Source organism: Patulibacter brassicae, from assembly GCF_033949425.1.
GTDB lineage: Bacteria > Actinomycetota > Thermoleophilia > Solirubrobacterales > Solirubrobacteraceae > Patulibacter > Patulibacter brassicae.
Genome location: NZ_JAXAVX010000029.1, coordinates 1 through 587, shown reverse-complemented (window position 1 = coordinate 587; position 587 = coordinate 1). Strand labels below are relative to the sequence as shown.

The 587-nt window shown below is 86.5% G+C and carries 1 pseudogene; it reads right to left on the bottom strand.

Annotated features, from left to right (window positions below):
* Positions 1-587: pseudogene (locus SK069_RS20140) on the bottom strand (hypothetical protein); the annotation flags it as partial.

Genomic DNA, 587 nt, shown 5'->3' with positions numbered 1-587 from the left:
GGCGCCGCGATCCGCGGACCCGCCGCGCCGTCCCGCGTCGCCCGAGCCGGCGCGGCCGGGGCCCCGCGACGGCCGGTCGCCGGAGCCGGGACGCTCGCGAGCGGGGACGAACTGGCCATGGCCGCCGCGGCCGCCGGGGCCGTGCCCGCCGGTCCCGGGCGCGTCCGCCGCCGCGGGATCGGCCGCGGTCGTCACCGCCGTCACCGCGGCGGCGACCGCCGCGGCGGCGCCGGCCAGGGGGCCGCCGCTCGCCGTCGCGCTGCCCAGCTCGAGCGTGCGCCCGGCCACCGCGGTCCCGGGCGCGAGGCCGGCGGCGCGCCTCGCGCGCAGCAGCAGGGTCGGGCGCGCCGGCGCGCCCGGGCCGCCCCGAGGGGCGAGGGCGTCGGCGGGAGCGGCCACGGTGCGGGTGATCGCCGGCGGTCGGTCGGCGCGCGAGGCGTCGTCGTCGACGAGCGCCGTGCCGCCGGCGAGGGCGGCGCCTGCGCCGAGCAGGGCGACGGCCGGTCCCGCGGCGCCGCTCAGCAGGCCCGCGCCGGCCGCCGTGCTCGCGACGGCTGCGCCGCCTCCGGCGAGCGCCGCGCCGCTGC